The 11,530-nt window shown below is 67.5% G+C and carries 11 protein-coding genes; 4 read left to right on the top strand and 7 right to left on the bottom strand.

All coding sequences use genetic code 11. The annotated features are described in order from the left end of the window. Positions 1–10 precede the first annotated feature (10 nt). The 3 genes from AC06FB_RS18670 to AC06FB_RS18660 form a co-directional block, all read right to left on the bottom strand. Positions 11–700, bottom strand: coding sequence for a methionine ABC transporter permease (locus tag AC06FB_RS18670; RefSeq protein ID WP_053519816.1), 690 nt, complete (start codon positions 698–700; stop codon positions 11–13). Continuing rightward, a complete protein-coding gene (locus AC06FB_RS18665) occupies positions 697–1,704 on the bottom strand; it encodes a methionine ABC transporter ATP-binding protein (protein WP_065181774.1) in 1,008 nt (335 codons plus the stop codon). The genes AC06FB_RS18670 and AC06FB_RS18665 overlap by 4 nt, the downstream gene beginning before the upstream one ends. 207 nt (positions 1,705–1,911) lie before the next feature. Further along, entirely contained in the window at positions 1,912–2,808 is an 897-nt protein-coding gene (locus AC06FB_RS18660; protein WP_065175182.1) for a DMT family transporter, read from the bottom strand. Between the two features lie 119 nt (positions 2,809–2,927). On the opposite strand from AC06FB_RS18660, the gene AC06FB_RS18655 reads away from it, so the two are divergent. Beyond that, entirely contained in the window at positions 2,928–3,410 is a 483-nt protein-coding gene (locus AC06FB_RS18655; protein WP_053519819.1) for a YajQ family cyclic di-GMP-binding protein, read from the top strand. A gap of 35 nt (positions 3,411–3,445) precedes the next feature. Here AC06FB_RS18655 and AC06FB_RS18650 read toward each other — a convergent pair whose 3' ends face one another. The 3 genes from AC06FB_RS18650 to AC06FB_RS18640 form a co-directional block, all read right to left on the bottom strand. Continuing rightward, complete coding sequence (locus AC06FB_RS18650; RefSeq protein WP_197572352.1) at positions 3,446–4,543, bottom strand: helix-turn-helix domain-containing protein; 1,098 nt, start codon at positions 4,541–4,543, stop codon at positions 3,446–3,448. A 116-nt stretch (positions 4,544–4,659) separates the two neighbouring features. Continuing rightward, entirely contained in the window at positions 4,660–5,787 is a 1,128-nt protein-coding gene (locus tag AC06FB_RS18645) for an NAD(P)-dependent alcohol dehydrogenase (protein WP_053519821.1), read from the bottom strand. A gap of 17 nt (positions 5,788–5,804) precedes the next feature. Further along, positions 5,805–7,271, bottom strand: coding sequence for an aldehyde dehydrogenase family protein (locus tag AC06FB_RS18640; RefSeq protein ID WP_197572354.1), 1,467 nt, complete (start codon positions 7,269–7,271; stop codon positions 5,805–5,807). Positions 7,272–7,464: 193 nt separating this feature from the next. Between AC06FB_RS18640 and AC06FB_RS18635 the strand changes: the two genes are divergently transcribed. Beyond that, the gene (locus tag AC06FB_RS18635) at positions 7,465–8,031 is read left to right on the top strand and encodes a DUF1415 domain-containing protein (RefSeq protein WP_180876851.1); all 567 of its coding nucleotides are present in this window, start codon (positions 7,465–7,467) and stop codon (positions 8,029–8,031) included. Next, positions 8,028–8,831: an SDR family oxidoreductase gene (locus tag AC06FB_RS18630; protein ID WP_053519823.1), complete on the top strand. Its 804-nt coding sequence runs from the start codon at positions 8,028–8,030 to the stop codon at positions 8,829–8,831. Before AC06FB_RS18635 ends, AC06FB_RS18630 begins: the two co-directional genes overlap by 4 nt. Positions 8,832–8,888: 57 nt before the next feature. Here AC06FB_RS18630 and AC06FB_RS18625 read toward each other — a convergent pair whose 3' ends face one another. Continuing rightward, the gene (locus AC06FB_RS18625) at positions 8,889–10,919 is read right to left on the bottom strand and encodes a M3 family metallopeptidase (RefSeq protein WP_197572355.1); all 2,031 of its coding nucleotides are present in this window, start codon (positions 10,917–10,919) and stop codon (positions 8,889–8,891) included. A 169-nt stretch (positions 10,920–11,088) separates the two neighbouring features. Between AC06FB_RS18625 and AC06FB_RS18620 the strand changes: the two genes are divergently transcribed. Next, entirely contained in the window at positions 11,089–11,493 is a 405-nt protein-coding gene (locus AC06FB_RS18620) for a hypothetical protein (protein WP_197572356.1), read from the top strand. The last annotated feature ends 37 nt before the right edge of the window (positions 11,494–11,530 follow it).

Here is an 11,530-nt window from a genome sequence, read left to right as displayed (position 1 = left end):
GACGTGCCGGTTACCTGCGGGTGTAATGTGCGACCAGCCGGTCGCCGAGCATCTGCAGCAGCTGCACCAGCACCAGCAGCAGCACCACGGTCACCAGGGCGACGTCGGTGTGCGAACGCTGGTAGCCATCACGGAACGCCAGATCGCCCAGGCCGCCCGAGCCGATCGCACCGCCCATGGCGGTGAAGCCGATCAGCGCAACGGTCGTGACCGTGGCACCTGCGATCAGGCCCGGCCGCGCTTCCGGCAGCAGCACACGGGTGACCAGCTGCCAGGTGGTTGCGCCCATCGCCTGGGTCGCCTCGATCACCCCACGGTCCACTTCGCGCAGCGCGGTTTCCACAAGCCGCGCATAGAACGGTGCGGCGCCGATCACCAGGGGCACGATCGCACCGCGAACACCCAGCGACGTCCCCATCATGAACAGCGTCACCGGAATCAGCACGATCATCAGGATGATGAAGGGCACCGAGCGCAGCAGGTTGACCACCAGCGCCAGCACGCCATAGGCGAACGGACGACGCTTCATCTGCGGCGCACCGAACAGGTACAGCAGCACGCCCAGCGGCAGCCCGATGGCCAGGGTCAAGGGCAGCGAACCGGCCAGCATCAGCAGGGTGTCGATGGTGGCCTGGCCGATATCGGCCCACTTGCCGGCGTCCAGGTGGCGGAAGAATCCGTCCGCAGCAGCAATGATCATCGACGCAGTTCCTCGACATGCACGCCAGCGGCCACGAACGCGGCCTGCGCGGCGGCGTGATCGCCACCGACCAGGGCCACGACCAGTTGGCCATACGGTGTGTCCTTGATCCGGTCGATACGCCCGGACAGGATGTTGTAATCGACCCCGGTCTGGCGCGCGATGCTGCCCAGCAGGGGTTCGTAGGTATCGCCACCGAGGAAGGTCAAGCGCACGATGCGCCCACTCACGGCGTCGAAATCACGGTGCAGCGTTCCTTCGTCCACATGCTCCGATTCGCTGACGAAACGGCGGGTGGTGGGATGCTGCGGATGCAGGAACACCTGGGTGACCGGACCGGTCTCCACCAGCTGGCCGGCATCGAGCACCGCCACCCGGTCGCAGACGCGGCGGATCACATCCATCTCGTGGGTGATCAGCACGATGGTCAGGCCCAGCTCGCGGTTGATCTTCGACAGCAGCGCCAGCACCGACGCGGTGGTCTGCGGGTCGAGAGCACTGGTGGCCTCGTCGCACAGCAGGATCTGCGGGCGGGTGGCCAAGGCACGGGCTATGCCCACGCGCTGCTTCTGGCCTCCGGACAGCTGGGCCGGGTACTTCTGTGCGTGTGCCTGCAGGCCGACGGTCTGCAGCAGTTCGGCCACCCGGCTGTCGATCTCCGCCTTCGGTGTACCGGCCAGCTCCAGCGGGAAGGCGACGTTGCCCGCCACCGTGCGCGAGGACAGCAGGTTGAAGTGCTGGAAGATCATGCCGATTCGCCGGCGCAGCGAGCGCAGGCCGTCGGCATCCAGCGCGGTGATGTCCTCGCCGCCGATCAGCAATCGGCCACCGGAAGGCTCTTCCAGGCGGTTGATCATGCGGATCAGCGTCGATTTGCCGGCACCGGAATGACCGATGATGCCGAAGACCTCGCCGGCCTCGATGGTCAGGTCCAGCGGTTGCAGCGCGCTGACCGCGCGGCCGGCAACGGCATAGGATTTGTGCAGGCGCTGGAACTCGATCACGGGAGCGGCTCACCGGCAGGCGACATAAGGGGGCGTGCAGCCTACCAGCGCCGGCGGTCGCGCGCCTGCGCCATGGGCCAGAATGTTATTCCTTTTGGTTCTAAGACACCTACTCCGGCCGGGTTCCGGGGTCAGAGCCCCTGTGGGATCTGACCCCGGGGTCGGATCCCCGCAGGGGCTCTGACCCCGCTCCCCTGCCAAACCGGTTCAGGGATGATCCAGCGGCTTCGGCGGCTGCTGGCGGTTCACCCGCTCGCGGTGCAGCAGGTACAGGCCCGACGCCACGATGATCGCCGCCCCCACCCAGGTGTAGCCATCCGGCAACTGCCCCCAGAAAGCCAGATCCCATCCGATCACCCAGACCAGGCCGCTGTACTCCAGGGGCGCGATCATGGATGCCTCGCCCAGCTGGAAGGCCTTGGTCAGGGCGATCTGACCCAGCGCACCGGCCAGCCCCATGCCCGCGATCAGCGGCGCGTGCGCCAGCAGCAGCGGCCTCCAGCCGGGAATCGCCAGCAGGCCCGCGCCGATCGCCATGATGACCAGGAACCAGACCACCATCGACTGCGAGGTGTCGGTACGGGTCAGCAGGCTGACCGTGATCGCGGCAACGGCGTAGGCGGTGGCCGCGGCCAGCACCATCAGGCCCGGCACCGAGATGAACCCATCCACGCCGGGCCGCAGCACCACCAGCACGCCGACCAGGCCGATGCCGATGGCCACCCAGCGACGCGGTCCGACCCGTTCGCCCAGCAGCGGCACCGACAGGGCCGCGATCAGCAGCGGCGCGACGAAGTAGATGGTGTAGGCGGTGGACAGTGGCAGATCGCGCAACGCGAACACGAAGCAGCCGATCATCGCCATGCCCAGCGCGCCACGCAGCAGATGCAGGCCCCAGCGACGTGGCACCAGCGAACGCGGGCCCGCGCTGACCAGCACCCAGACCAGCACGAACGGCAACGACGCCGCGCCGCGCAGGAAGGTCACCTGCAGGGTGGGATAGCTGGCCGCCAGCTGCTTCATGCCGGCGTCCATCAGGGAGAAGCAGGCGACCGCGGCGACCATCCAGGCCACCGCGCGCGAGGGGGAGCGTTGCACGTTCATGGCCCATTATCGCCGAGCCGGCGGCGGGATGCCGTTGCAGCGATGCCCAGCGCCACGGAAAGCGGGCAGGCTGGCCGGCGCGATAGAATGTCCGCACTGAATTCTGTGGAGCATCGCCCATGCCTTCCTTCGACGTCGTCTCCGAAGTCGACACCCACGAGCTGACCAACGCCATCGACCAGGCCAACCGCGAACTGAGCACCCGCTTCGATTTCAAGGGCGTGGACGCCAAGTTCGAGCGTGATGGCGATGTCATCAACCAGTTCGCGCCGACCGAGTTCCAGCTCAAGCAGATGAACGACATCCTGCGTGCGCGTCTGGCAGCGCGCGGCATCGACGTGCTGAGCCTGGAGTTCGGCGACATCGAGACCAATCTGGCGCAGGCGCGGCAGAAGATCACCGTCAAGCAGGGCATCGAGCAGAAGGTGGCCAAGAAGATCGCCGCCGCACTGAAGGACGCCAAGCTGAAGGTGGAAAGCCAGATCAATGGCGACAAGCTGCGCGTGCAGGGCAAGAAGCGCGACGATCTGCAGGACGCGATCGCAGTACTGAAGGCCGGCAAGTTCGAGCTGCCGCTGCAGTTCAACAATTTCCGCGACTGACTGCTCCGCCGGGCGTGGCCCGGCACCGCGCTCGATCAATCACGCAGCAGCTTGTACAGCGTGGTGCGCGAGATGCCCAGCTGGCGTGCGGCCAGACTGAGATTGCCGTCCGCCGCCTGCGCCGCCCGGCGCGCCGCTTCACGCTGCTGATCGCGCAGCGCCGGCGCCGCCATCGTCGCCGGTGAAGACCGTCGCACGCTGTTGCCAGCGACCTTGCGCGGCGCCTGCAGATGCTGCAGGTAGACCGCACTGCCCTCGCCCAACCGGACCCGATGCGGCGCCCCCGGCTGCAGCAGGCGCCGCCGCTGTGCGGCACTGGCGCCGGCAAACACCGCTGCAAGATCCAGCAACGGCAGTGGCCCGCGCCGCGGCAGGCCCAACAAACGCCGGGCCACACGGTTGGCGGCGCGCAGCTGGCCATCCTCCTGCACCGCCAGCAGCCCCTGCAAGGGCGACGCCAGCCAGCGCGGATCATGCTGCAGCGCCAGCAGGTGCACATCGGCAAGCGTGTAGAACAGGCGATTCTCGCTGGCCAGTGCGGCCTGCCGGAAATAGCCCTGCAGCAGCGAAGGATCGCGCTCACCCAGCCCGGTGATATCGATCACTCCGCATACCCGCCCGTCGAGATCGTGCAGGGGTTCACTGAGGCAGAACACCGGAGCGAAACGCTGCAGGTAATGTTCATTGCCGCGTACCAGCGCAGGCAGGTCGTCGGCCAGGCTGACCGCCGGCGCGGTGGTGCCGATCTCGCTTTCGCCCAGCCGCCGCCCGACTTGGATCGGCCGCAGCAGGGGCGAGTCTTCCAGGCCATGCGCCTGCTGCGCGATCACCATGCCCTCGCGGTTGGCGCAGAACATCGTCCAGCCGCGTCCGCCGAAAGCGGCCCACAGCTGTTCCAGCTCCGGTTGCACGCAGCGCGCCAGGCGACGGTCGTCGCGCTGGGGCAGATGCCGACCATCGCTCTGCAGCGGCAGGTAGACCGGTTCCTGCCCGGGCTGCAGGCCAGCCGCGCGCGAGCGCATCCACGACTGCTGCAACGGCTGCGGCAACACGTTCAATGAGCGCGCATCGCCCTCGGCAAAGGCCGCGCGTACCGCTACCAGCTGCTGTTGCCCGACGGAAGTTGCGATCATGGGCGCAGCGTACACCCGCCAGCGGCAACGCCACGTTACGCTCCGATGAGGTATTGGCCTGCGGTTGCCGCCCATCCGGCAGGTGCAGGGCGAAGCCCTGCAGCCCTGCCCTCAGATCACGCCGCGATGCGCAGGATCGGCTTCAGGGTGATGCCCCGGGTGCTGTCCTCGGCCGCCTGGTTGATCTGCTCCAGCGGATAGAACTTCACCAGCCTGTCGAACGGGAAGCGGCCCTGCTGGAACAGCGTGACCAGCTGCGGAATGAACACCTGCGGCACACTGTCGCCTTCCACGATGCCACGGATGCTGCGGCCACCCAGCAGCAGGTTGTTCACGTCGAAACTGGCGGTCGTGCCCAGCTTTGGTGCACCGACCACGCCCATCATGCCCAAGCCCCCCAAGGCCTCGATACCCGCAGAGAGCACCTCCGGGCGACCGGTCGATTCCAGCGCGAAATCAGCGCCACCGCCGGTGATGGCGCGCACGGCCTCGACCACATCGGTCTCGCGGCTGTTGACCACGTGGGTGGCGCCCAGCTCCAGCGCGAGTGCCAGCCGCGACGGCACCACATCGATGGCGATGATGGTCGTGGCACCGGCCACCTTGGCCGCCATCACCGCACTCAGACCGACTGCGCCGGCACCGTAGCTGGCAAAACTGCTGCCCGAGCGTACCTTCAGCGAATTGAGTACCGCGCCGGCACCGGTCTGGATGCCGCAGCCCAGCGGGCCCAGCAGTTCCAGAGGCGCATCGTCGGGCACTTTGATCGCATTGATCTCGCGCGCCAGCGCATAGGTGGCAAACGAAGACTGCGCGAAGAAATGGTCGTGCAACGGCTGACCCTGCGCATCGGTGATGGCGGTATGGCCGTGGCCATCATCGCCACCAAAGTTCAGCGCGAAGAAATCCCTGCAGTAGGCGCCATGACCGCCCCGGCACGGATTGCAGTGGCCGCAGGCGCCATAGGTCAGCACCACGTGATCCCCTGCTTTCAGTTCCTTTACGTTGGGGCCGACCGCCTCCACGACGCCGGCGCCTTCGTGACCCAGCACCGCGGGCAACGGCACCGGGTAGTACTGATCGCGCACGATCAGGTCGGTGTGGCACAGGCCGGTGGCTACCACCTTCACCAGGACCTCATCCTCCTGCGGGCCGCGCAGCCGGGCCTGCTCGATGACGAAGGGTTGTTCCTTGCCGCGGACCACTGCGGCGGTGATCTCGCGTGTTGCCGTATTGTCGTTCATCGTGATGGCTCCTTCGATCAGATCGGATAAGCGGGCGCCTCGCCCTTGACGGTCAACCACTGCCACTGCGTGAACTCCTCCCAGTTGGCGGGGCCGCCGATACTGGTGCCATTGCCGGATGCTCCGACGCCGCCAAAGGGATTGATCACCTCGTCGTTCACGGTCTGATCGTTTATGTGCAGCAGCCCGGTACGCAGGCGCTCACCGAGCTTCAGTGCGCGGCCGACATTGCTGGAAACGATGGCCATCGACAGGCCGTACTCGCTGTCGTTGGCCAGGCGCACGGCATCGTCGTCATCGTCGAACGGCACCACCACCGCCACCGGCGCGAAGATTTCTTCGTTGAACGCCGGATTGTCAGCAGAGACGTTGCCAAGCACGGTCGGCGCGAAGAACAGATCGCGATGGGTACCTCCGGCCTCCAGCGAGGCACCGGCCTGCACTGCCTGCTCGACCACGCGCGTGGCGTGGTCGCGCTGGCCGGCATTGATCAGCGGACCGATCGCCACGTCTTCGCGCGCCGGATCGCCCACCTTCAATGAATTGGCCTTGGCCACCAGCTTCTGCAGGAAAGCGGAGTGGATCTTCCGCTGCACCAGCACGCGGCCGGTCGCCATGCAGATCTGGCCCTGATGCAGGTAGACCCCCCACGCGGTGTTGGCCACCGCCAGGTCGAGGTCGGCATCATCGAGGATGATCAACGAGTTCTTGCCGCCCAGCTCCAACGAGACCTTCTTCAGATGCTTGCCCGCCGCCTCTCCGACCTTGCGCCCGGCGGCGGTGGAGCCGGTGAACTGGATCATCGCCACGTGCGGATCGCTGGTCAGCGCAGCGCCGGCCGCGCCATCACCGGGCAGCATGTGCAGAACGCCTGCCGGCAGGCCGGCCTGCTCGAACAGGCGTGCGATCACCGCCCCGCCGCACACCGCTGTGCGCGGGTCAGGTTTGAGTACCACCGCGTTGCCCAGCGCGATGGCCGGCGCCACCGCGCGCATGGCCAGATACAGCGGGAAGTTGAAAGGCGAGATGACCCCCACCACACCCAGCGGTCGGCGCCGCGCCAGATTCAGCCGGCCCGGCTCGGAAGGCAGAATCTCGCCGGTGCTGCGCGACGGCAGCGCCGCAGCCTCGTGCAGTGCCTTGATGGTCACCTTGGCCTCAAAACCTGCCTTCAGGCGGGTGGAGCCGCTTTCGCGTACCAGCCATTCGACCAGGGTGTCGATGTGTTCTTCGGCCAGGCGTGCCGCTTTGCGCAGCACTTCAGCGCGCTGTTCGTACGGAGCCGCCGCCCACGCCTGCTGCGCCTGCGCAGCGGCCGCCGCCGAGCGCGCCACCTGCGCCGGGTCGGCCAAGCCGATCTGGCCGAGCGTGTTACCGGTGGCCGGCTCGATCACCGGCTGCCGTTGCGCGGCCGCCTGCCACCGGCCATCGAAGAGGGCGCCGGCCCAAAGGGCGTCCGGCAGCCACGGAGAAGATGCAGTCATGGGTGTCCTCCTGTGTCGTGCGTCCATTCCACGCCTACCGCCCGCAGCAGGCAATCGGCCATCTGCCGGTGGCCTGCAAAGGCTTGAATCGGCGGGGATTTGCAGCATGGCGACTGTCCAGTTCCTGCACAGTGAACAGCGCAGCGGCGGCACACTCCCTACAATGGCGACCTCGCCCGCCGATGTGCCCGCCATGACCGATATCGCCCTGCCCACCGACGACCCGATCGCCGCCACCCGCCTGTGGCTGGAGCGCATCGTCATCGGCCTGAACCTGTGTCCGTTCGCCAAGGCCGTATATGTGAAGGACCAGGTCCGCTTCGTGCTCAGTGATGCCACCACCCCCGAAGCACTGGTCGAACAGCTGGCCGAGGAACTGGTGCTGCTGCGGGACACGCCGGCCGAGCAGATCGACACCACCCTGATCGTGCACCCGCAGGTGCTGACGGATTTCCTGGACTACAACGACTTCCTCGACAACGCCGACGCGGCGATCGAGGCGCTCGATCTGCAGGGCATCCTGCAGGTGGCCAGCTTCCATCCGGACTACCAGTTCGAAGGCGTGGCCGCCAACGACGCCAGCAATTACACCAACCGCGCGCCCTATCCCACGCTGCACCTGCTGCGCGAGGACAGCGTGGCACGCGCGGTGGACGCCTTCCCCGATCCGGACGTGATCGTCGAGCGCAACATCCAGACGCTGGACCGCATCGGCGTGGACGGCTGGCATAGCCGCCTGCGTGGCGAAGACCTGTCATGAGCGCGGCTCCGCCGATCGCTGCCTGGCCTGCCGCGCCGCTGGCGGGCAAGGTGGTGCTGGTCACCGGTGGCGCCAATGGCATCGGCCGCGGCATCGCCCAGGCCGTGCTCGGTGCCGGCGGCCGCGTGCTGATCGGTGATCTGGATACGGAAGCCGGCCACGCCTGCCTGGCCGAATGGCAGCGCGATGACGATGCGGCGTTCCAGCCCCTGGACATCACCGACGAAGCCAGCGTGCGCGCGTTCATCGCCACGGCGGTGCAGCGGTTTGGCGGCATCGATGGCCTGGTCAACAATGCCGGCATCGCCGGTGCGCACGGTACGCCGCTGCAGGACATGGCGTGGGACGAATGGCAGCGCCGCCTGTCATCGCTGCATGGCGCTTTCCTGTGCAGCCGGCATGCCCTGCCGGCACTGTCATCCGGTGGCGCCGGCGCCATCATCAACATCGCCTCGACCCGCGCCCGGCAGTCCGAAGCCCATAGCGAAGCCTATGCCGCGGCCAAGGGCGGACTGGTGGCATTCACCCACGCGCTGGCAATCAGCGCCGGACCGGCGGTACGGGTGAACAGCATCAGTCCGGGCTGGATCGGCACCAGCGAGTGGCAGGCGCCCTCCCGGCGCCATGCGCCCGAGTATTCGGCCATCGACCACGCACAGCATCCGGTCGGCCGCGTCGGCCGCCCGGAAGACATCGGCGCGCTGGCGGTGTACCTGTTGTCGCCGCTGTCCGGATTCACCACCGGCCAGGATTTCATCGTCGACGGCGGCATGACCCGCAGGATGATCTACGCCGAGTGACCGATGCCCGTCGAGGGGTGCCCGCCATGGGGGGCACCCCTCACAGCCGACGTGGGATCAGGCCATGCCCGAATGGCGCAGCAGTGCATCGATCTGCGGCGCACGGCCACGGAAGGCCTTGAAGTTCTCGGCCGCTGGACGGCTGCCCCCGCGCGAGAGGATCTCGTCGCGGAAACGTGCACCGGTCGCGGCCAACGCCTGCGGTGCTTCCTCGAACGCCGCATAGGCATCGGCACTGAGCACCTCGGCCCATTTGTAACTGTAGTAGCCGGCCGCATAGCCACCGGCGAAGATGTGGCTGAACTGATGCGGGAAGCGGTTCCAGGCTGGCGGATGATTCACCGCCACTTCGCCGCGCACGCGCTCCAGCAGTGCCAGCACACTGTCCTGCGTGGGCTCGAACTGGCTGTGCAGCAGCATGTCGAACAGACCGAACTCCAGCTGGCGGACAGTCGCCATGCCGCTGTGGAAATTGCGCGCGGCCAGCATGCGCTCATACAGCGCACGTGGCAGCGGTTCACCCGTCTCCACGTGCGCAGTCATGCGCTGCAGGTGGTCCCATTCCCAGCAGAAGTTCTCCATGAACTGGCTGGGGAGCTCCACCGCATCCCATTCCACGCCATTGATGCCGGCCACGCCCAGCTCACCAATCCGGGTCAGCAGCTGGTGCAGGCCATGGCCCATTTCATGGAACAGCGTGGTCACTTCATTGTGGCTGAACGTAGCAGGCCTGCCGTTGGCGCCGCGACCGAAGTTGCACACCAGGTACACCAGCGGCGTCTGCACGCTGCCATCGGCACGCTCGCGCCGGTTGCGGCAATCGTCCATCCACGCACCGCCGCGCTTGCCCTCACGGGCGTACAGATCCAGATAGAACTGGCCTACCAGCGCGTCCTGCGCATCGACCAGGCGGAAGAAGCGTACGTCCTCGTGCCAGACCGGCGCGCTGTCCTCCTGCACGCGCAGTCCATACAGCTGCTCGATCACCGAGAACAATCCACCCAGCACCTTCGGCTCGGTGAAGTACTGTTTCACCTCCTGCTCGGAATAGCTGTAGCGCGCCTGCTTCAGGCGGTCGGCCGCGAACGCCAGGTCCCAGGCCTGCAGGCTGTCGATGCCCAGGTGGTCACGCGCGAACTGCTCCAGTTCGGCACGGTCCCTGGCCGCGAACGGCTTGGCGCGCGACGCCAGGTCACGCAGGAAGCCCAGCACTTCGGCCGGGTCCTGCGCCATCTTGGTGGCCACCGAGTAGTCGGCGTAGGAATCAAAGCCGAGCAGTGCGGCCAGTTCGGCCCGCAGGGCCAGGATGCGGTCGATGTTGCCGCTGTTGTCCAACGCGTCATCGCCGAATTCGGAAGCGCGCTGCGCGCTGGCCCGGTACAGGATCTCGCGCAGGTCACGATCTTCGGCCCAGGTCTGTACCGGCAGATAACACGGCATCTGCAGCGTCAACTTCCAACCGTCCCTGCCATCGTTCGCCGCTGCCGCACGCGCGGCAGCCTTCACGTCGTCCGGCACGCCGGCCAGGCGTGCTTCGTCTTCCACGATCAACGACCACGCATCGGTGGCGTCCAGCACATTCTGCGAGAACTTCGCGGACAGCGCCGACAGTTCTTCCTTGATCGCGGCGAACCGCTGCTGGGCGTCCGGCGCCAGCTCCGCGCCCCCCAGGCGGAAGTCGCGCAGCGTATTGTCCAGCACCTTGCGCCGGGCCTCATCGAACGACCCCGCCTCCGGGCCGGTGGCCAATGCCTGGTACTGGCGGTACAGCGCCAGGTTCTGGCCCAGCGCACTGGCGAAGCGGGTCACCCGCGGCAGGTTGCTGTTGTAGGCCTCGCGCAGTTCCGGCGTGTTGACCACGCCCTGCAGGTGGCCGACCAGGCCCCAGGCGCGCCACAGCCGCTCGGTGGCATCGTCCAGCGGGACCACGAAGGTGTCCCAGCGGACCGGCTGCACCTGCTCGGCTGCGTTGACGGCGGCCTCGGCCTCGGCCAGCAGCACGTCCAGCGCCGGCGCCACGTGCTCGGGGCGGATCGCCTCGAAGCGCGGCAGGCCGGAGAAATCGAGCAGGGGGTTGGCAGCGGTCACGGCAGATCTCCAGTTACGGGCCCGAGGAGCGGGCAGCCCAGTCGATATGGCGCTGGCCGGAGCCGCAGACAAGGGGGGCGCGCCGATCATTCACGTCGGCCTTACGGGGTCGCGCGGAAGCTCTGGGTGCGGGGGAGTCCGCAGCGGAACATGCCGATAGAGGCCCCACATGGAAGGTCTGGCTCAGGTTGCAACCGCGTTGCCGGTCCGGTCGCTGGCGCTGTCTGCCAGCGCGGAGGAGTTGTCCTGGATCGCCACATTGTGCGATCCCGGCGATGATGCCCGGCGCCATCTGCAGGAGCTGCAGGTGCTCATGCAGCAGGGCGGCATCCTCAACGATGAGCAGGAGTGGTACCCGTTCGAGGTGATCGAACGCGGTGCCCGCCACCTGCACCCGGGGCACGAGCGTGAGTTCGTGATCTGCGTGCTGCTGTGGCTGCAGGCGCTGGCCCAGGACCGCATCAGCAGCCTGGACCCACGGCTGCACCTGGATGATCGCGCGATGGACATCGAGGCGCTGCCTGATGCGCTGCGCGATGCGGTGCTCGACGCGTTCACTGCGGCGGGATACTGATCGGGATGCGCCGCTGCGCTCGCCGGGCGTGGCCCGG

The organism is Stenotrophomonas sp. Steno-C15 (genome assembly GCF_056393265.1).
Note: the sequence above shows the minus strand (reverse complement) of the source record. Positions and strands in the feature narration are given on the sequence as shown.

Bases quoted from the DNA above. Each gene is read 5' to 3' on its own strand.
- AC06FB_RS18670 (WP_053519816.1), bottom strand. From the start codon at position 700: ATGATCATTGCTGCTGCGGACGGATTCTTCCGCCACCTGGACGCCGGC.
- AC06FB_RS18660 (WP_065175182.1), bottom strand. From the start codon at position 2,808: ATGAACGTGCAACGCTCCCCCTCGCGCGCGGTGGCCTGGATGGTCGCC.
- AC06FB_RS18655 (WP_053519819.1), top strand. From the start codon at position 2,928: ATGCCTTCCTTCGACGTCGTCTCCGAAGTCGACACCCACGAGCTGACC.
- AC06FB_RS18650 (WP_197572352.1), bottom strand. From the start codon at position 4,543: ATGATCGCAACTTCCGTCGGGCAACAGCAGCTGGTAGCGGTACGCGCG.
- AC06FB_RS18645 (WP_053519821.1), bottom strand. From the start codon at position 5,787: ATGAACGACAATACGGCAACACGCGAGATCACCGCCGCAGTGGTCCGC.
- AC06FB_RS18640 (WP_197572354.1), bottom strand. From the start codon at position 7,271: ATGACTGCATCTTCTCCGTGGCTGCCGGACGCCCTTTGGGCCGGCGCC.
- AC06FB_RS18635 (WP_180876851.1), top strand. From the start codon at position 7,465: ATGACCGATATCGCCCTGCCCACCGACGACCCGATCGCCGCCACCCGC.
- AC06FB_RS18630 (WP_053519823.1), top strand. From the start codon at position 8,028: ATGAGCGCGGCTCCGCCGATCGCTGCCTGGCCTGCCGCGCCGCTGGCG.
- AC06FB_RS18620 (WP_197572356.1), top strand. From the start codon at position 11,089: ATGGAAGGTCTGGCTCAGGTTGCAACCGCGTTGCCGGTCCGGTCGCTG.